Below are 16,537 nucleotides of genomic sequence, written 5' to 3' on the forward strand. Positions count from 1 at the left end.
TCCTATTGATCGCTCCACGCCCGCCGGCGAGCCAAAGACTGTGACGCCGGCCCGACATCACAGCGGCCTGGCCGTGACCAGCCAGTCGTCTCCTACCGCGCGGATATCGACGATCTTCAACTCACGGGATTCGCTCATACGCTCCAGCGGCAGCTCCAGCAGCGGGCGCGCGGAGGAGCCGAGCAGCTTGGGCGCCATGAAGATGCTGTACTCGTCCACCAGGCCGAGGCGGGCAAAGGCGCCAGCCAGGCGCGGGCCGGCCTCCACCAGCACCTCGTTGACGCCACGGCGGCCGAGTTCGCTGAGCAGCGCCAGCAGGTCGACCTGGCCGTCGAGGCCGGCAAGGTTGAGCAATTCGTGACCGACCACGGCGTAGTTCGGGTCGTCCTGGGTGCTCACCACCAGCGCGGGGCCAGCCTGGAAAAAGATGGCGGTCAGCGGCACGCGCAGGCGGCCATCGATCAGCACGCGCAGCGGCTGGCGCCGGGCGGCCAGTTCGGTCTGCTCGGCATCCAGGCCCAGTTCGTCCGGTCGCACGGTCAGACGGGCATCGTCGGTCAGCACGGTGTCGGCGCCGGAAAGCACCACGCTGGACTGCGCGCGCAGCCGCTGCACGGCACGCCGCGCCGCCGGGCCGGTGATCCACTGGCTCTCGCCGCTGGCCATGGCAGTGCGGCCGTCCAGGCTCATCGCCAGCTTCACACGAACAAAGGGCAGGCCGGTTTCCATGCGTTTCAGGAAGCCGACGTTCAGCGCGCGGGCTTCGCCCTCCAGCACGCCGGAGCGCGTCTCGATGCCGGCTTCGGCAATCCGCTTCATGCCGCTGCCGGCCACTTGCGGGTTCGGGTCCTGCATGGCCGCCACCACGCGGGCAAGGCCGGCGCCGATCAGCGCATCGGCGCAGGGCGGCGTGCGGCCGAAGTGGCTGCAGGGCTCCAGGGTGACATAAGCGGTGGCGCCACGGGCTTTGTCACCGGCCTGGCGCAGGGCGTGGACCTCCGCATGGGGCTCGCCGGCGCGCACGTGCCAGCCTTCACCGACCACCTCGCCATCGCGGACGATGACGCAGCCGACGCGCGGGTTGGGATGGGTCGTGTACCAGCCCTTGCGCGCCAGTTCAATGGCGCGGGCCATCCACAGCTCATCCATGCCACTCATTCCTTGGAGGGCTCGCGGGCCAGGCGCTCGATTTCCTCGCGGAACTCGTTGAGGTCCTGGAAGCGGCGATACACCGAGGCGAAGCGGATGTAGGCGACTTCGTCGAGCTTCTGCAGTTCGGCCATCACCAGCTCGCCCAGCACCCGCGACTTGATCTCGCGCTCACCGGTGGCGCGCAGCTTGTGCTTGATATGCGCCATCGCCTCTTCCAGCCGCTCGATGCTCACGGGGCGCTTTTCCAGAGCGCGCTGCATGCCGGCGCGCAACTTGTCCTCGTCGAAGGGCTGGCGGCTGCCGTCCTGCTTGATCAGGCGCGGCATGACCAGCTCGGCGGTCTCGAAGGTGGTGAAACGCTCGCCGCAGGCCAGGCACTCGCGGCGCCGGCGGACCTGGTCGCCCTCGGCGACCAGGCGCGAATCGATGACTTTGGTGTCGTGGGCGCCGCAGAAAGGACAGTGCATGGCGAGTATTGGGCAGTCTTGTCGGAAGAATGGGTAAGAGGCTCATGGTAGCGCATCGACTGGCCGAAGAAACCCCGCTCCCACGAGACAAGCCGCAGGCATTAGGCTATATAGGCGCCCGCCTGGAATCTGTTGCGATGGAGCCCGCCATGTTCGTCCGTCTGCTCTGCCTGTCCCTTACCGTCCTGCTGGCCGCCTGCGCCAGCGAGAAGCCCGCGCCGGTCGCCCAGCCGGTCACCGTCACAAAGCAACCGACTTCCCCGCTGAACGAGCCGGTGCCGGCCAACATGCGCGCCCTCAGCGGCCAGCTCAGCAGTTCCCAGGGCTTCCTGCCGGCCGGCAGCGAAGTGGAGCTGGCGCTGCTGGTGATCGACCAGCGCGACCGCCCGCAACAGCTGCTCTCCAGCGAAAAGATGATCGCCACCGGCCAGGCCCTGCCATTCCGCGTGGTATTCAATCCGCAGTCCTTCCCGGCCGGCGCCCGCGTCGAATTGCACGGCCGCGTCTCGCAGTCCGGCCAGTTGGCCTGGCGCCTGCCGCCGGTGCGCATCACCCAGCCGGAAACCCGCGCCCTCGGTGAACTGCGCCTGGAGCGCGCGCCGTGACGCCGCCGCTTTCCCTGCAGAAGGCCCTCGGTGAACTGCTCGGCGACGCACGCCTGTCCGCCGAGACATTGCCCGGTACCGACATCCGCCTCTGGCTGATCGACGCGCAGAACATGGACCGCGAGTTCAGCCCCGACGAGACCCGGCGCATCCTCGAAGAACCGCCCTACTGGTGCTTCTGCTGGGCCAGCGGCCTGGTACTCGCGCACTGGCTCGCCGAGAAGCCCGAATGGGTACGCGGCAGGCGCGTGCTGGATTTCGGCGCAGGCTCGGGCATTGCCGCCATCGCTGCGGCCAAGGCCGGTGCCGCCGAAGTGGTGGCCTGCGACCTCGACCCGCTGGCATTGGACGCCTGCCGCGCCAACGCCGAGCTGAACGGCGTGGAGCTGAGCTACTCGGCGGACTTCTTCCAGGAGGAAGACCGCTACGACCTGATCATCGTCGCCGATGTGCTCTACGACCGCGCCAACCTGCCGCTGCTTGACGAATTCCTCAGCCGTGGCCGCGAGGCCCTGGTGGCCGACTCGCGGGTTCGCGACTTCAGCCATCCGCTGTACCAGCGCCTGGGCATTCTCGACGGCTGCACCTGGCCGGACCTGGCCGAGCCGGCCGAATTCCGCCACGTCAGCCTGTATCACGCACGACGCGAGTGACATCGGCGCGTTGGGCGGGCCGATCGCGGACAAAGTCCGCTCCTACGTAACCGGTTGGCACGGTGCAAGAGCGCGCGTGGGAGCGGACTTCGTCCGCGATCACTCCCCGGCCGCAGCAGCGTCCCCTATTGCTCGGCCGGGTTGTTTCCGTCAGGCAGCGCCCCCACTTATAGTGGCAACCACCTTCATCGCCCCACTCGATTCGGGATTCCCATGAGCGATACGCCCTACATCTTCGACGCCAGCATCGCCAACTTCGATCAGGTCGTCATCGAGAACTCCTTCCACAAGCCGGTCCTGGTGGACTTCTGGGCCGACTGGTGCGCCCCGTGCAAGGCGCTGATGCCGCTGCTGGCGCAGATCACCGAGTCTTACCAGGGCGAACTGCTGCTGGCCAAGGTCAACTGCGACATCGAGCAGGACATCGTGATGCGCTTCGGCATCCGCAGCCTGCCCACCGTGGTGCTGTTCAAGGACGGCCAGCCGGTGGACGGTTTCGCCGGCGCGCAGCCCGAATCGGCGATCCGCCAGATGCTCGAACAGCATGTGCAGCCGCCCGCCCCGGCAGCCGGCAATCCGCTGGAGCTGGCGCAGACCGCCTTCAACGAGGGCCGTTTCGCCGAAGCCGAGGCACAGCTGAAAGCGCTGCTGGGCGAAGACAACACCAACGCCGCCGCGCTGATCCTCTACGCCCGCTGCCTCGCCGAGCGCGGCGAACTGGGTGAAGCCGAAACCGTGCTCGACGCAGTGAAGAGCGACGACCACAAGCAGGCACTGGCCGCCGCCAGGGCCCAGCTGACCTTCCTGCGCCAGGCCGCCGACCTGCCCGACGCCGCCACGCTGAAAACCCGCCTGGCCGCCGACGCCAACGACGACGAAGCCACCTACCAGCTGGCCATCCAGCAACTGGCCCGCCAACAGTACGAAGCGGCGCTGGACGCCCTGCTCAAGCTGTTCGTACGCAACCGCAGCTACGGCGAGGACCTGCCGCGCAAGACGCTGGTCCAGGTGTTCGACCTGCTGGGCAACGACCACCCGCTGGTGATCACCTACCGCCGCAAATTGGCGAACGTGCTGTACTGATGAAAAAGGCGCCGCAAGGCGCCTTTTGCTTACTGTCGCAACGCACCGCTACTCTTCGACCCAGCTGAAGAGCTGCACACCGTCGCGCACCTCGATCTTCACCTTCGGACTGTGACGCAGCCGCACCAGCAACCCCTTCGCCGCCCCGGAACTCCCCGCCAACGCTGCCAATTCGTCCAGCAACTGCGGCCCTTCCGCTCTGCCACTGCGCCGTAGCAGGTCCTGCGCCGCCAGCCACAGCTGATCCACCGGCGCGCCCACTGCCGGCGTCGGCACGGCAGCGGCCGCAGGCGCCGCGACAGCAACCGGCAGGCTCTGCCCCAGCCGTGCCCAGTCGGCGTCATCCATCTCCAAGGTGAGGTCCACCGGCCACTCGCCAATGGTGCCCTTGATTCTCAGCATCACCCTTCTCCTCGCGCTGTTTCGCGCATGCTCCCACGGCATCGGCGCCACGCCAAACACATGCTAAGCTGGCCTTAATTTTTCATCTGTTATAACGTAACAAAATCATTCACCGGACCGGAGTTTCCCATGCGCCCCCTGCTCCTCGCTGTCGCCCTGCTGCCCTTCGCTGTACAAGCCCACGACGAACATGAACACGGCAGCCTCGGCAAGCACGAGCATGGCGTCGCCCAGCTCAACGTCGCCCTGGACGGCAAGACCCTGGAACTGGAGCTGGACAGCCCGGCGATGAACTTCGTCGGCTTCGAGCACGCCGCCGCCAGCGACGCCGACAAGGCCACGGTCGCCGCCGTGCAGGCCCAGCTCAAGCAGCCGCTGCAACTGCTCGCCCTGCCCGCCTCGGCCCAATGCAGCGTAAAGTCGGTGGACCTCTCCAGCCCGTTGTTCGGCGATGCGCCCAAGGCCGAAGATCACGATCATGAGCACGCCGATGGCGACCACGACGAGCACGAAGGCCACCAGCACGCCGACATCGATGCCCGCTATGAGCTGACCTGTGCCGAGCCTCAGCATCTGGCCGGCCTCGATTTCGCGCCGCTGTTCCAGCGATTCCCGGCGACCCAGAAGATTCAGGTACAACTGATCGGCCCCAGCGGCCAGCAAGGTGCAGAATTGACCGCTGCCAACCCGACCCTGAACTTCTGATCACGACGCGCTGAAATGACCGCACTGCTCGAACTCGACAACCTCGGTTTCGCCTGGCCCGGCCAGGCGGAGCTGCTGGATATCCCCGCCTTCGCGCTGGCCCGTGGCGAAACCCTGTTCCTCAAGGGCCCGTCCGGCAGCGGCAAGACCACCCTGCTCGGCCTGCTCGGCGGCGTACAGCGCCCCCAGCGCGGCAGCGTGAAGCTGCTCGGCGAGGACATCGCGCAGATGAAATCGGCGCGCCGCGACCACTATCGCGTCGATCACACCGGCTACATCTTCCAGCAGTTCAACCTGCTGCCGTTCCTCTCGGTGCGGGAGAACGTCGAGCTGCCCTGTCATTTCTCCCACAGCCGCGCCGAGCGGGCGACCCTGCGCCACGGCAGTGTGGCCAAGGCCGCCGAGGCATTGCTGAAACACCTGGGGCTGGGTGACGCGGCACTGATCGAACGCCGCGCCGACAGCCTGTCCATCGGCCAGCAGCAACGGGTCGCTGCCGCCCGCGCGCTGATCGGCCAGCCAGAACTGGTGATCGCCGACGAGCCGACCTCGGCGCTGGACGCCGATGCCCGCGAAGCCTTCCTCGAGCTGCTGTTCGCCGAGTGCCGCGAGGCTGGCGCCAGCCTGCTGTTCGTCAGCCACGACCAGAGCCTGGCGCCGCTGTTCGACCGCGGCGTCTCGCTCGCCGACCTCAACCGCGCCGCCCGCGCTCCGGGAATCTGAGCATGTACCTGTTGCGCCTGGCGCTCGCCAGCCTGTCCAACCGCCGCTTCACCGCCCTGCTGACCATCTTCGCCATCGCCCTCTCCGCCTGCCTGCTGCTGGCGGTGGAACGCGTGCGCACGGAGGCCAAGGCCAGCTTCGCCAGCACCATCTCCGGCACCGACTTGATCGTCGGCGCGCGCTCGGGGTCGGTGAACCTGTTGCTCTACTCGGTGTTCCGCATCGGCAACGCCACCAACAACATCCGCTGGGAAAGCTACGAGACCGTGACCCACAGCCCGCTGGTGAAGTGGGCGATCCCGATTTCCCTGGGCGACTCGCACCGCGGCTACCGCGTCATGGGTACCGATACCGGCTATTTCGAGCACTACCGCTTCGGCCGTGGCCAGACGCTGGAACTGGCCGAGGGCCGGCCGTTCGGCCAGGACCTCTTCGACGTGGTACTGGGTGCGGAAGTCGCCGAAGCGCTGCACTACAAGCTCGGCGACAGGATCGTCCTGGCCCACGGCGTCAGCACCATCAGCCTGGTGCAGCACGACGACAAGCCCTTCACCGTGGTCGGCATCCTCAAGCGCACCGGTACGCCGGTGGACCGCACCCTGCACATCTCGCTGCAGGGCATGGAGGCGCTGCACGTCGACTGGAAGAACGGCGTCCCCGCACGCGGCGCCGACCGCGTCAGCGAGGACCAGGCGCGCGGCATGGACCTGCAGCCCAAGGCGATCACCGCCTTCCTGCTGGGCCTGAAGAGCAAGGTGGCGACCTTCACCCTGCAGCGGCAGATCAACGAATACGACGGCGAGCCGCTGATGGCGATCCTGCCGGGCGTGGCGCTGCAGGAGCTTTGGGGACTGATGGGCACGGCGGAAAAGGCGCTGTTCGTGGTCTCGCTGTTCGTGGTGCTGACCGGGCTGATCGGCATGCTCACGGCCATCCTCACCAGCCTCAACGAACGCCGCCGCGAGATGGCCATCCTGCGCTCGGTGGGCGCGCGGCCCTGGCACATCTTCAGCCTGCTGGTGGCGGAGGCCTTCGCCCTGGCGCTGGCGGGCGTGGCATTGGGCGTCGGGCTGCTCTATGCGGGCATCGCCGGTAGCCAGGGGTACGTGCAGGCGAACTACGGTATCTTCCTGCCATTGGCGCTGCCCAGCGCCTATGAATGGTCGCTGCTGGGCGGCATACTCCTGGCCGCGCTGCTGATCGGCTGTGTGCCGGCGTGGCGCGCCTATCGGCAATCGCTGGCCGATGGACTGTCGATCCGCCTCTGAGGAAGCCGCTCCATGCGCCGCCTATTGTTCCTGCTGCTGATGCTGACCAGCGCCGCCGTCTGGGCGGCGCCGCGTGAGCTGACCTGGCCCGAACTGATCCCCGAGGGCGCACCACCACCGCCGCCTCCGGTGCCGCTGCACGATATGTCCAAGCTTTCCGATGTACTCAATTCGGAGAGTGGCCCGGCGGTGAAGCAGCAGATACCCAACGCCCCCGTGGTACAGCAGCTGGACGGCCAGGAAGTGAAGATGCCGGGCTACATCGTGCCCCTGGAAGTGGAGGAAGACGGCCAGACCGTGCGCGACTTCCTGTTGGTGCCCTATTACGGCGCCTGCATCCACGTGCCAGCACCACCGTCCAACCAGATCGTCTATGTTCGAGGCGGCAAGGGCGTAAAAGTCGACGAGCTTTATCAACCCTTCTGGATCATCGGCAAGATGAGTGTGAAGGCGATGGAAAGCGATCTCGCCGAGGCCGGCTACCAGATGCAGGCCAGCAGTATCGAACCCTACGAGTACACCGGTCAGTAATGGTGCGGCGCTTTGCCGCACACCTTGGCCCTCTGCGGTCTGGGGTCTTTATTGAGCCAGGTCAAAAGTGCGCTTTTAGCGCTCTCTACTATTCTGAGCACCAACACTTATACCAAAGAGATATTGGAGCTCATCATGCGTAAGTCCTGGCTCACCGCCTCGCTTCTCTCCCTCGCCGTCGCAGCGCCGATCGCAGCCCAGGCCGCCGACATTCGCGGCCACCAGGCTGGCGACTTCCTGGTACGCGGTGGTTTTGCCACCGTAGCCCCCAACGACAGCAGCTCCGACATCAAGCTCGACGGCGCCAAGGTCAGCGGCACCAAGGCTACCGTCGACAGCGACACCCAGCTGGGCCTGACTTTCGCGTACCTGCTCACCGACAAGATCGGTATCGAGCTGGTCGCTGCCACCCCGTTCAACCACCAGGTCGACGTGAAGGGTCTGAACCGCGCCACCGGCCTGACCGGCCTGGACGGCAAACTGGCCGACATCAAGCAGCTGCCGCCGACCGTGCTGCTGCAGTACTACCCCATGGGTGGTACCAACTCTGCCTTCCAGCCCTACGGCGGCCTGGGTATCAACTACACCACCTTCTTCGACGAAGACCTGGCCAGCAACCGCAAGGACCAGGGCTTCAGCAACCTGAAGCTGCAGGACTCCTGGGGCCTGGCCGCCGAACTGGGCATGGACTACATGCTCAACGAACACGCCTTCGTCAACGCCGCCGTCTGGTACATGGACATCGATACCAAGGCCAGCGTCGATGGCCCGTCCGCCCTGGGCGTGCAGAAAACCAAGGTTGATGTCGACGTCGACCCCTGGGTTTACATGGTCGGTTTCGGCTACCGTTTCTGACGGAGCAAACATGAAAAAGGCGCCCAAGGGCGCCTTTTTCACTTTCAGGGAATCGGTATGTACCTCGAACTCAAAGCACTGCACGTCAGCCTGGCGATCATCAGCACCCTGCTCTTTCTTCTGCGGCTAGGCCTGAGCTGGTGGGGCAAGCGCCCTTCGGGCTGGCAGCGCGGGCTGCCCCATCTGATCGACACCCTGCTGCTGCTCAGCGCCCTGGGCTTGGTACACCTGGCGATGCCCTGGCCGCTACCCGTCTGGCTGCAGCTGAAGCTCGGCCTGCTGCTGCTCTACATCGTGCTGGCAGCCTTTGCCCTGCGCAGCGCCGCAAAGCCGCGCAAGGCGTTGCTCAGCGTTCTGGCGCTGAGCGCGCTGGCCGGCATCTTCTTCCTGGCGGTCAAGAAACCCTGGTGGTGATCAGCTGGGCAAGACCTTCGGCCAATGGCGTGGGCGCGTCCAGCCTGTAGCGCTGCAGCAGGCGGCGGTTGTCGGCGCGAGAGTGGCGAATGTCTCCGTGGCGCGCCGGCCTGTAGGTGATGTCCGGCAGCCCGCCGGTGAGCTTGCCGATCTCGGCCAGCAACTGGTTGAGGCTGGTGGACTGGTCGAGACCGACGTTGATCGCCGACTCTGCCACCTCATCGGCCAACAGCGCCGTGACCAGCAGCTTCACCAGATCGCCGACGTAGATGAAATCACGGGTCTGCTCGCCGTCGCCGAACACGGTGATCGGCAGGCCCTGCTCGGCGCGCCGGGCGAAGATGCTGATCACCCCGGAATACGGCGAGGACGGGTCCTGGCGCGGGCCATAGACGTTGAAGAAGCGGAAGATCGCCGGCTCCAGCCCGTGCTCGCGACGGTAGAAGTCCAGGTAGTACTCGCTGGCCAGCTTGTCCGCGGCGTAGGGCGTCAGGGGCGCCTTCACCACGTCCTCGTCGATGGCGGAACCTTCGCCGTTCTGCCCGTAGACCGCCGCGCTGGAAGCGAACAGCACCCGCTGGATGCCTTCCTGGCGCATGGCCTCGCAGAGGTTCAGGGTGCCGATGAAATTGGCGCGATGGGTGCCCACCGGGTCTTCCACCGAGGCCTGCACCGAGGCGATGGCGGCCAGGTGCACGACGCCCTGGCAGCCGCTGACCGCGCCACGCAGCGCCGCTTCATCGGCGACATCGCCGACGATCAGCTCGACGCGGCCATCGAGGTTCTCACGCTTGCCGGTGGACAGGTCGTCCAGCACGCGCACGGCAAACCCCTGTGCCAGCAGGGCGTCCGCCAGGTGGGAACCGATGAACCCCGCGCCGCCGGTGATGAGGATGGGCTGCGCGGTGGGGGAAAGACGATCAGACATGGCGGTAGTAACGGTCCAGCAAGGCGGGCAGGCCGGCGCGCCAGGCGCGCGGCTTGATACCGAAGGTATGGAGGATTTTCTTGCAGGCGAGCACCGCATGCTGCGGTTCGTCGCCGGCGTCCGGGCGCGCGGCGTGGGCCTGCGGGCTCGGTTCCTGGACGGCCAGGGTATGGAAGGCGCGGGCCTCGCCGAGCACCACCTGGCCCAGGGACAGGGTGGTGGTAGCCTCCAGGCCGCCGTAATGGTAGGTGCCCCACAGGGGCGCCTGGCAGTCGAGTTGCTTGAGCACGGAGAGGATCACGCGCGCGGCGTCATCCACCGGGGTCGGGTTGCCACGCCGATCATCGGCGAGGAACAGCACCTGCTCCTTCTCGGCACGCTCGAGGAAGCGGCCGAGCACGCCGTCGGCGCTGTCGTCCAGCAGCCAGCCGAAACGCAGCAGCACATGGCGCGGACAGGTCGCCCGCACCCACTGCTCCATGCGCCAAAGCGCCTGGCCACGCGGGCCCAGGGGCAGCGGCTCGTCCTTCTCGCTGTAGGCGGTGGCGCGGGCGCCATCGAACACGCGGTAGCTGGACGGTTGGATCAGCAGGATCTCGTGGTGCTGGCAAAGTTCGGCCAGACGCTCTACTGCACGTTCCTGGCTGGCCAGGCGCGCGGCGTCGACGGCCTCGGCCTGGAACCAGTCGTAGTAGTAGGCGAGGTTGATCACCGCGTCGGGGCGGGTCTCGTCCAGCAGGACGGTGAGGCTGGAAGCGTCCCAGCCCTGTTCGGGCGGCCGGGGGGCGAGGAAGCCGATGTCTTCCTCGGCGCCAAGGCGGATCAGCGCCTGTCCAAGGGCATTACCGCCACCCAACAGCATCAGGCGCATGCGCATATTCTGGGGGTCACTCGAATCCGTGGGTTACCGCCGGAGCGCGGGGCGCCGGGGATGATACCCGCATTTTTCCTGTGCCCCGGCACAGCGTCAAGCTTGGCCGACCCGCTGCAGACTTCAGCGCACGCGGCGGCGCCGCTCTAGGAGCGGCGGCGGAACAGCGGACGCGGCTCGATCACCGAACGGCCATAGAGCACGCTCAGGCCCGCCAGCCCCTTCAGTGCGTCGTCCACGGACTTGTCCTCGCGCACGGCAAAGGCATCGAAACCGCACTGGCGCATGTGCGCCAACTGGTCTCGCAGCACGTCACCCACTGCGCGCAACTCCCCGCGCCAGCCCAGGCGGCTGCGCAGCAGGTAGGCCAGGCTGTAGCCGCGACCGTCGCGGAAGCTGGGGAAGTCGATGGCGATCAGCGCCGGCTCCTTCAGTCGCCAGATCAGGTCCTCGGGGTCGTCGTCCGGCGCCAGCCACACACCGTGAGGCTGCAGGGGCAAGCTGAGCGCGAGCCAGTCCTTCAGCGGCAGGATCAGCCTGCCTTCGGGTAACTCCTCCGGCACTTCGCGCAGCAGCGTCCAGGGATCATGCGGCGCTATTTCGGCAGCACCGTCGCGCAGATGGATCAGGTTCTTCATGCCGGCACCTCCGCCTGGCGGTAGACCCGCGCCTTGAAAGGCTCCAGGCCGATACGTTCGACCGTTTCGACGAAGTGCTCGCCCGCGCCGCGCTGCTCGACATAGGTCTGCACCAACGCCTCGATCACGTCCGGCACCTCGGCAGCGCTGAATGATGGGCCAATCACCTTGCCCAGCGCGCTCTTCATACCTTGCGCACCGCCCAGGGTGATCTGGTACCACTCGCTGCCGTTCTTATCGACGCCGAGGATGCCGATATTGCCGATGTGGTGGTGGCCACAGGCGTTCATGCAGCCGGAGATGTTCAGGCTGAGGTCGCCCAGGTCGTGCAGGTAGTCCAGGTCCTCGAAGCGCTGCTGGATGCCCTGGGCGATGGGGATCGACTTGGCATTGGCCAGCGCACAGAAATCGCCGCCGGGGCAGGCGATGATGTCGGTGAGCAGGCCCTGGTTCGGCGTGCCCAGCCCGGCGTTGCAAGCCTCCTGCCAGAGCGCATGGAGATCGGACTTGCGCACGTCCGGCAGCACCAGATTCTGTTCATGGGCCACGCGGATTTCACCGAAGCCGAAGCGCTCGGCCCAGTCGGCCACCTGCTCCATCTGCTCGGCGGTCGCGTCCCCCGGCGGCGCCTCGGCGCCCGGCTTGGTGGACAGCACTACGCTGGCGTAACCCGGCACGCGATGCGGGCGCACGTTGCGCGAGACCCAGCGGGCGAATGCCGCATCAGTGGCCAACGCCGTCCCGTAAGCGAGATCGTCAGAAGGCGCGTAGACCGGCGGATCGAATGCCGCCGCGACGCGCTGGTACTCATCGAGCGTCAGCTGCGCCTCGCCGTCGCGCAGGTGCTGCCACTCCTCCTCCACCTCGCGGGAGAAGGCCTCGATACCCAGCGCCTTCACCAGGATCTTGATCCGCGCCTTGTACTTGTTGTCGCGCCGGCCATGGCGGTTGTACACGCGCAGGATGGCCTCGACGTAGGACAGCAGGTGCCACCAGGGCAGGTCGTCGCGAATCACCTGGCCGAGCATCGGCGTGCGCCCCAGCCCGCCGCCCACCAGCACCTTCAGTCGCAGCTCGCCATCCTCGGCGCGGCGCAGATAGAGGCCGATGTCGTGCATCATCACCGCCGCGCGGTCTTCCTCGGCGGCGCAGAGGGCGATCTTGAACTTGCGCGGCAGGAACAGGAATTCGGGGTTCACCGTCGACCACTGGCGGAGGATTTCCGCCAGCGGGCGCGGATCGAGAAACTCGTCGGCGGCGACACCGGCGAAGGCCTCGGTGGTGATGTTGCGCACGCAGTTGCCGGAAGTCTGGATCGCGTGCATCTCGACATCGGCGAGGCGTTCGAGAATGTCCGGCACGCGTGCCAATTCGACCCAGTTGAACTGGATGTTCTGCCGCGTGGTGAAGTGACCGTAGCCGCGGTCGTGCTCGCGGGCGATCCAGGCCAGCGTGCGCATCTGCTCGCTGGACAGGGTGCCGTAGGGAATCGCCACCCGCAGCATGTAGGCATGCTTCTGCAGGTACAGGCCGTTCTGCAGGCGCAGCGGCAGGAACTCCTCTTCGCTCAGCTCATCACTCAGGCGGCGCTGCACCTGGTCGCGGAACTGCGCCACCCGTTCGCGCACCAGGGCGCGGTCGTAATCATCGTATCGGTACATCGCCAGGCCACCTTCGGGACGTTGCGTAGCGGCCTGCTTCTGTCGTCGAGCGCGCTACTTTGCGGTAGACCGAATAGTGGCCGGCGCCTGCTGCGCAAAACAGCGGCAGATCGCGCGCTAAAAACCGGATCAGATGCGCCCTGCCTCTGCCCCGGCGGGCCTGCGACCGGTTGCCGCAACAGGCCCGATCAGCCGCCCCATCGCCCAGCACGCCGAGCCCGTGGCGCCGCGGGGCGGAGCGATTCTCGCCATCTGATATGGTTTTTTCCGGCGGACCTGAATCTGTTTCGAGTGCAGACCGATTCGTACAGTCGCGGCGCCTCTTCTGCCTGATGGGCCACGACAATGAGCGAAAGAATCCCCGCGAAGGTCATCGAGATCGACGCACCGCAACGCTTCACCCCGCCGCCGAAACCGTTGTCGGCGGTGACCCCGACCGTCTATACCAAGCGCTTCGCCGGGCGTTTCCGCGACCTGCGCCGGCTGGGCGGCGGCCTGCTGTTCCTGCTGTTCTTCGGCACCCTGTGGCTGCAGTGGAACGGCCGCCAGGCGGTGCTCTGGGACCTGCCCGAACGCAAGTTCTACATCTTCGGCGCGACCTTCTGGCCGCAGGATTTCATCCTGCTCTCGGCGATCCTGATCATCGCCGCCTTCGGCCTGTTCTTCATCACGGTGTTCGCCGGCCGCGTCTGGTGCGGCTACACCTGCCCGCAGAGCGTGTGGACCTGGATATTCATGTGGGCCGAGCAGGTCACCGAGGGCGACCGCAACCAGCGCATGAAGCTGGACAAGGGCCCGGCCAGCGCCGAGAAAGTCCTGCGCAAAAGTGCCAAGCACGGCCTCTGGCTGCTGATCAGCCTGGCCACGGCGGTCACCTTCATTGGCTACTTCACCCCGGTGCGGCCGCTGGTGGCGGACCTGTTCACCTTCAAGCTCGACCTGGAAAGCACCTTCTGGGTCGCCTTCTTCGCCGCCGCCACCTACGCCAACGCCGGCTGGCTGCGCGAACAGGTGTGCATCCACATGTGTCCGTACTCGCGCTTCCAGAGCGTGATGTTCGACAAGGACACGCTGATCATTTCCTACGACGCGGCGCGCGGCGAATCCCGTGGCGCACGCAAGAAGGACGCCGATCCCAAGGCCCTCGGCCTGGGTGACTGCATCGACTGCCACCAGTGCGTACAGGTCTGCCCCACCGGCATCGACATCCGCGACGGCCTGCAGATCGCCTGCATCGGCTGCGCGGCCTGCATCGACGCCTGCGACTCGGTGATGGACAAGATGGGCTACGACCGCGGGCTGGTGCGCTACACCTCCGAGCGTGCGCTCGAAGGCGGCAAGACCCACCTGCTGCGCCCGCGCCTGATCGGCTACGCGGCGGTGCTGCTGGTGATGATCGGCGCCTTCGTCTGGGCATTGGAGGCGCGGCCGCTGATCAACCTCGACGTCGCCCGCGACCGTGGCCTGTTCCGCGAGAACGCCGCCGGCGAGATCGAGAACATCTACAACCTCAAGCTGATCAACAAGACCCAGCAGCCACAGCATTACCACCTGAGCCTCGCCGACGGTGCCGGCTACCGCCTGCAGGGCGTGCCGGAGCTGATGCTGCAACCAGGCGAGATCCGCGACTTCGCCGTCTCGGTGGCCAGTGAGGCGCAGAGCAGCGCGGGTGGTTCGGTGCCGCTGCACTTCAGGGTCAGCGACGGCCATGAAGAGATCGATGCCGCCAGCACCTTCGTCTCGCCGAGGCGCTGAGCATGGCCAGGGAGCTTGGCGTGACCTCGGCGCAGCGCCTAGAGTGGGCGGACTCTTCCGCCCCCCAGGCCGCCGTGCAGGACAAGATGAAGCGCTATGAGAAATTCGCCGACGAGATCGCCGGGCTGATCCGCAGCGGCGTGCTCGCCCCCGGCCAGAAAGTCCCCTCGGTACGGCACGCCAGCCGCACCTACGGGGTCAGCGCTTCCACGGTATTCCAGGCCTATTACCTGCTGGAGGATCGCGGCCTGATCGTCGCCCGCGCGCGCTCGGGCTACTTCGTCCGCGAGCATGTGCAGCGCGCCCTGGCCGAGCCGGACATCGCCCGCCATGACGCGCAGACCACCGAGGTGGACGTCAGCGAACTGGTGTTCTCGGTGCTCAGTTCCATCAAGGATCCGGACACCGTGCCCTTCGGCTCGGCCTTCCCGGCGCCGGAGCTGTTCCCCCTGCCCCGCCTGGCGCGCTCCATGGCCCACGCCGTGCGCGACATGGACCCGCGCTCGGTGGTGGCCGACCTCGCGCCGGGCAGCCATGCGCTGCGCCGGCAGATCGCCCTGCGCTACATGGTCGGCGGCATGCCGCTGCCAGTGGAAGAACTGGTGGTCACCAATGGCGCGCTGGAAGCGCTGAACCTGTGCCTGCAGGTAGTCACCCAGCCGGGCGACCTGGTGGCCATCGAAGCCCCCGCTTTCTATGCCAGCCTGCAGGTGCTCGAACGGCTGAAACTGAAGGCCGTGGAAATCCCCGTGCACCCGCGCGAAGGCATCGACCTCGACGTGCTCGCCGACAGCCTGGCGCGCCTGCCGATCAAGGCCTGCTGGTTCATGAGCAACTTTCAGAACCCGCTGGGCGCCAGCATGAGCGAAGACAAGAAACGCGCCCTCGCGGCCCTGCTGAGCCAGCACCAGGTGCCACTGATCGAGGACGACGTCTACGCCGAACTGTACTTCGCCGCCCAGGCGCCCAAGCCGGTGAAGGCGTTCGACAGCGAAGGACTGGTGATGCACTGCAGTTCCTTCTCCAAGAGCCTGGCGCCGGGCTACCGGGTTGGTTGGGTCGCAGGAGGGCGCTACGCCGAGCAAATCGAGCGGCTCAAGCTGATGACCAGCCTGTCGGCCTCGGTGCCGGCCCAGGCGGCCATCGCCGATTACCTGCAGCACGGCGGTTACGACCGCCACCTGCGCAAGCTGCGCCACGCGCTGGAAAGCCAGCAGCACGCGATGCTCGCCGCCGTGGCCCGGCACTTCCCTGCCGCTACCCGCGTCACCCGGCCCAGCGGCGGCTACTTCCTTTGGCTGGAGCTGCCCGAGCAGATCGACGCGCTCAAGCTGTTCCAGCTCGCCCACGCCCAGGGCATCAGCCTCGCGCCGGGGCCGATCTTCTCGGCGACGCGACGCTTCGGCCACTGCCTGCGGTTGAACTATGGGCATCCGTGGACGACGGCCAGCGAACAGGCCATGGAAACCCTCGGGCGGATCATCCATTCGCTGCAGGGCTGAACGCCTGCGTGCGACTGATCCGCACATTCGGAAACGATCTGTATCTGTGCGACGTGTTGTCGCAGGCCTACCCTGTCAGGCAGGAAACCCGGACGAGGGACGCTGCCATGGAAGCGGAAGGCCTGACGATCTTACTGACAGTGTGCGCCGCACTCGGCGTACACCTGTGGGTGCGCTGGTACCTGCGCCGCGGCATGCTGCCGCGCGCGGAGCCCTGGCTGGCCTGAGCCAGCGTAGGAGCGGACTCCGTCCGCGATGGGTTGGCCGAGCTCCCTGGCATACCGCGACGGCGTGGAGTCGATCGCGGACAGAGTCCGCTCCTAC

General features: G+C 66.9%; 19 protein-coding genes. 12 read left to right on the plus strand and 7 right to left on the minus strand.

Features of this window, described 5'->3' with window-relative positions; all coding sequences use genetic code 11:
- Positions 1 to 57: 57 nt before the first annotated feature.
- Both ribD and nrdR read right to left on the minus strand, forming a co-directional pair.
- A complete protein-coding gene (gene ribD, locus MJ122_RS18100) occupies positions 58 to 1,158 on the minus strand; it encodes a bifunctional diaminohydroxyphosphoribosylaminopyrimidine deaminase/5-amino-6-(5-phosphoribosylamino)uracil reductase RibD (protein ID WP_239745086.1) in 1,101 nt (366 codons plus the stop codon).
- Positions 1,155 to 1,619 carry a transcriptional regulator NrdR gene (nrdR, locus tag MJ122_RS18105; protein WP_017521848.1) on the minus strand — a complete coding sequence of 155 codons (465 nt, stop codon included), beginning with the start codon at positions 1,617 to 1,619 and terminating at the stop codon, positions 1,155 to 1,157. Before nrdR ends, ribD begins: the two co-directional genes overlap by 4 nt.
- A gap of 137 nt (positions 1,620 to 1,756) precedes the next feature.
- On the opposite strand from nrdR, the gene MJ122_RS18110 reads away from it, so the two are divergent.
- From MJ122_RS18110 to trxA, 3 genes are all read left to right on the plus strand, one after another.
- The gene (locus MJ122_RS18110; RefSeq protein WP_239745087.1) at positions 1,757 to 2,224 is read left to right on the plus strand and encodes a YbaY family lipoprotein; all 468 of its coding nucleotides are present in this window, start codon (positions 1,757 to 1,759) and stop codon (positions 2,222 to 2,224) included.
- Positions 2,221 to 2,877 (plus strand): 50S ribosomal protein L11 methyltransferase, encoded by a 657-nt coding sequence (locus MJ122_RS18115; protein ID WP_088421602.1) that lies wholly within the window; start codon positions 2,221 to 2,223, stop codon positions 2,875 to 2,877. The genes MJ122_RS18110 and MJ122_RS18115 overlap by 4 nt, the downstream gene beginning before the upstream one ends.
- Positions 2,878 to 3,090: 213 nt before the next feature.
- On the plus strand, positions 3,091 to 3,960 hold the full coding sequence (gene trxA / locus MJ122_RS18120; protein ID WP_239745088.1) for a thioredoxin: 870 nt from the start codon (positions 3,091 to 3,093) through the stop codon (positions 3,958 to 3,960).
- Positions 3,961 to 4,008: 48 nt separating this feature from the next.
- On the opposite strand, the gene MJ122_RS18125 is transcribed toward trxA, so the two are convergent.
- Complete coding sequence (locus MJ122_RS18125) at positions 4,009 to 4,362, minus strand: hypothetical protein (protein ID WP_239745089.1); 354 nt, start codon at positions 4,360 to 4,362, stop codon at positions 4,009 to 4,011.
- Positions 4,363 to 4,491: 129 nt separating this feature from the next.
- Between MJ122_RS18125 and MJ122_RS18130 the strand changes: the two genes are divergently transcribed.
- From MJ122_RS18130 to MJ122_RS18155, 6 genes are all read left to right on the plus strand, one after another.
- Positions 4,492 to 5,067, plus strand: a complete 576-nt coding sequence (locus MJ122_RS18130; protein WP_239745090.1) for a DUF2796 domain-containing protein — start codon at positions 4,492 to 4,494, stop codon at positions 5,065 to 5,067.
- Between the two features lie 15 nt (positions 5,068 to 5,082).
- Positions 5,083 to 5,790, plus strand: coding sequence for an ABC transporter ATP-binding protein (locus MJ122_RS18135; protein ID WP_088421606.1), 708 nt, complete (start codon positions 5,083 to 5,085; stop codon positions 5,788 to 5,790).
- A gap of 2 nt (positions 5,791 to 5,792) precedes the next feature.
- Positions 5,793 to 7,058: an ABC transporter permease gene (locus tag MJ122_RS18140; protein WP_239745091.1), complete on the plus strand. Its 1,266-nt coding sequence runs from the start codon at positions 5,793 to 5,795 to the stop codon at positions 7,056 to 7,058.
- Between the two features lie 12 nt (positions 7,059 to 7,070).
- On the plus strand, positions 7,071 to 7,589 hold the full coding sequence (locus tag MJ122_RS18145; RefSeq protein ID WP_239745092.1) for a DUF3299 domain-containing protein: 519 nt from the start codon (positions 7,071 to 7,073) through the stop codon (positions 7,587 to 7,589).
- Positions 7,590 to 7,724: 135 nt separating this feature from the next.
- Complete coding sequence (locus MJ122_RS18150) at positions 7,725 to 8,444, plus strand: OmpW family outer membrane protein (RefSeq protein ID WP_017521857.1); 720 nt, start codon at positions 7,725 to 7,727, stop codon at positions 8,442 to 8,444.
- A 57-nt stretch (positions 8,445 to 8,501) separates the two neighbouring features.
- The gene (locus MJ122_RS18155) at positions 8,502 to 8,858 is read left to right on the plus strand and encodes a SirB2 family protein (protein ID WP_088421609.1); all 357 of its coding nucleotides are present in this window, start codon (positions 8,502 to 8,504) and stop codon (positions 8,856 to 8,858) included.
- On the opposite strand, the gene MJ122_RS18160 is transcribed toward MJ122_RS18155, so the two are convergent.
- The 4 genes from MJ122_RS18160 to MJ122_RS18175 form a co-directional block, all read right to left on the minus strand.
- On the minus strand, positions 8,839 to 9,786 hold the full coding sequence (locus MJ122_RS18160) for an NAD-dependent epimerase/dehydratase family protein (protein ID WP_239745096.1): 948 nt from the start codon (positions 9,784 to 9,786) through the stop codon (positions 8,839 to 8,841). The two genes, MJ122_RS18155 and MJ122_RS18160, sit on opposite strands and share 20 nt — an antisense overlap.
- On the minus strand, positions 9,779 to 10,663 hold the full coding sequence (locus tag MJ122_RS18165) for a sugar nucleotide-binding protein (protein ID WP_088421611.1): 885 nt from the start codon (positions 10,661 to 10,663) through the stop codon (positions 9,779 to 9,781). The genes MJ122_RS18160 and MJ122_RS18165 overlap by 8 nt, the downstream gene beginning before the upstream one ends.
- Before the next feature lie 140 nt (positions 10,664 to 10,803).
- Positions 10,804 to 11,295: a DUF934 domain-containing protein gene (locus MJ122_RS18170; RefSeq protein ID WP_239745099.1), complete on the minus strand. Its 492-nt coding sequence runs from the start codon at positions 11,293 to 11,295 to the stop codon at positions 10,804 to 10,806.
- Positions 11,292 to 12,956, minus strand: coding sequence for a nitrite/sulfite reductase (locus tag MJ122_RS18175; RefSeq protein WP_239745100.1), 1,665 nt, complete (start codon positions 12,954 to 12,956; stop codon positions 11,292 to 11,294). The genes MJ122_RS18170 and MJ122_RS18175 overlap by 4 nt, the downstream gene beginning before the upstream one ends.
- Before the next feature lie 345 nt (positions 12,957 to 13,301).
- Here MJ122_RS18175 and ccoG point away from each other — a divergent pair, with 345 nt between their 5' ends.
- From ccoG to MJ122_RS18190, 3 genes are all read left to right on the plus strand, one after another.
- Positions 13,302 to 14,711, plus strand: a complete 1,410-nt coding sequence (gene ccoG, locus MJ122_RS18180) for a cytochrome c oxidase accessory protein CcoG (protein ID WP_275590730.1) — start codon at positions 13,302 to 13,304, stop codon at positions 14,709 to 14,711.
- Positions 14,712 to 14,797: 86 nt separating this feature from the next.
- Positions 14,798 to 16,213: a GntR family transcriptional regulator MpaR gene (mapR, locus tag MJ122_RS18185; protein WP_239745403.1), complete on the plus strand. Its 1,416-nt coding sequence runs from the start codon at positions 14,798 to 14,800 to the stop codon at positions 16,211 to 16,213.
- Between the two features lie 8 nt (positions 16,214 to 16,221).
- Positions 16,222 to 16,440: a hypothetical protein gene (locus MJ122_RS18190; protein ID WP_141099389.1), complete on the plus strand. Its 219-nt coding sequence runs from the start codon at positions 16,222 to 16,224 to the stop codon at positions 16,438 to 16,440.
- The last annotated feature ends 97 nt before the right edge of the window (positions 16,441 to 16,537 follow it).

This window comes from Pseudomonas sp. DP-17 (assembly GCF_022380625.1).
Classification (GTDB): domain Bacteria; phylum Pseudomonadota; class Gammaproteobacteria; order Pseudomonadales; family Pseudomonadaceae; genus Pseudomonas; species Pseudomonas nitroreducens_A.